General features: G+C 39.7%; 1 protein-coding gene. It reads left to right on the top strand.

The features are described 5' to 3' along the window. Positions 1-1,571: ISL3 family transposase (locus DXB58_RS04135; RefSeq protein ID WP_233527227.1), on the top strand; the 1,571-nt coding region annotated here is incomplete at its 5' end. Positions 1,572-1,601 lie beyond the last annotated feature (30 nt).

The following is a 1,601-nucleotide window of genomic DNA, read 5'->3' as shown; positions in this document are numbered from 1 at the left end:
GCTACGATAATCTGCAACAAGATGGTATCTCTGAAGCTGTTAGCTCATTGACGGTCTTTCTACATACGGCTGGCAAGGGGGCTTCCTGTCCTTATTGCGGACATTTCAGTCACCGATTGCACAGTTACTACTCCCGTCATATTCAGGATCTTGAAGTTTACGGTCATACTTTGGAGTTAGTCATAAAGGTTGGCAAATATTATTGTGATAATGTTTCTTGTCCACAAAAAATATTCTGCGAACCGTTGTCTTTTCTGGCTCGTCGGTATGGTAGACGGAGCTATCTTGTTGAGGAACGCATCAGATCGATAAGCTTGGAACTTACTTCCCGAAAGGCCTCTTCTCTTTTACAACTGTTCCATATAACGGCCAGTAGTTCTTCCTGCTTACGCATCCTACAACAGTGCGGACAACATAATCCTATGCATAATAAAAGTATTTATGTAGGTATTGATGATTTTGCCTATAAAAAAGGTAAGGATTATATGAGTGTGGTCGTAGACCAGATGACACACATACCTATTGCTTTGTTAGAGGATAGAAACGGAGAAGCACTTGATAACTGGCTCATCCGGAATCCTCAAATACAATATATAACGAGAGACCGTGGAAGATGTTTCACAGAAGCTATAAACAGAATAATCCCTGGTGTTACACAAATCTGCGACCGGTTCCATCTAATCAAGAATATGACGGACACGATGATACCGGAAATAGAGAAAATGATTCGTCAGACCAAGAAAAAGCTCAAATACGAATATCCTGACAGAGACACGGCTTCTTCGTTAATTCTTCAGGACATATTTAACATGGGAGATGTCCGACACAGAGAAAAATTAAAGATATACAGGGAAAGCTTGAACTTAAAAATGCAGGGGATGACCATTGAGCAGACAGCCATACATTTGGGTAAGAAAAGTCGCTACATTTATAAGATCATTCACAACAGAAGAATAGGGGCATACTTGAATGAGCAACAGAAGACAGCTCTTAAATATGTATCCGAACTGGCTACAATCATTAGTGCGGGCTGTATTACTCGAAAAATATTGGCGCAAAAAATGGGGAGTAAAATCAGTGGCGCACTTATTGGAAGGATAACATCCAGCTTGCGAAAAAGGTATCAACAAAAGAGGAAGGAAATCAAGGAGCATAATGAGAGCATTGAAAACGGAAGTAAAATACAGAGAGTTTCACAGAATCAGATACGCAAATACATTCTAAAGGGAGAATCGGATAATCCTAAACTAGCGGAACTGTATAAGTCCTCACCACAGATAAAAGAACTCTTAAGCGTGTGTCAAAATTTCAGAGACATGATTAATGGGAACACTTATGATAAGGATATTAGAAAGTGGATTGAAAAAGCGAAGACAACACGGAATATGCCACTGACGAACTTTGCATATGGTATTGAAAAAGACTGGGAGGCAGTACAGGCAGCTATTGATATCCCCTTCAGTAACGGATTACTGGAGGGGACAGTGAATAAAATTAAAGCGGTAAAAAGACAGATGTACAATAGGGCAGGAATTAAACTACTGAGAGCGAAGATTATTTATTCACAATAGAAGAAGTACCACCAAATTTGACGAAGAACC

Source organism: Bacteroides sp. OM05-10AA (assembly GCF_003439055.1).
GTDB classification, from domain to species: domain Bacteria; phylum Bacteroidota; class Bacteroidia; order Bacteroidales; family Bacteroidaceae; genus Bacteroides; species Bacteroides intestinigallinarum.
The sequence above is the reverse complement of the archived record's forward strand: the minus strand, read 5'-3'. Positions and strand labels throughout refer to the sequence as shown.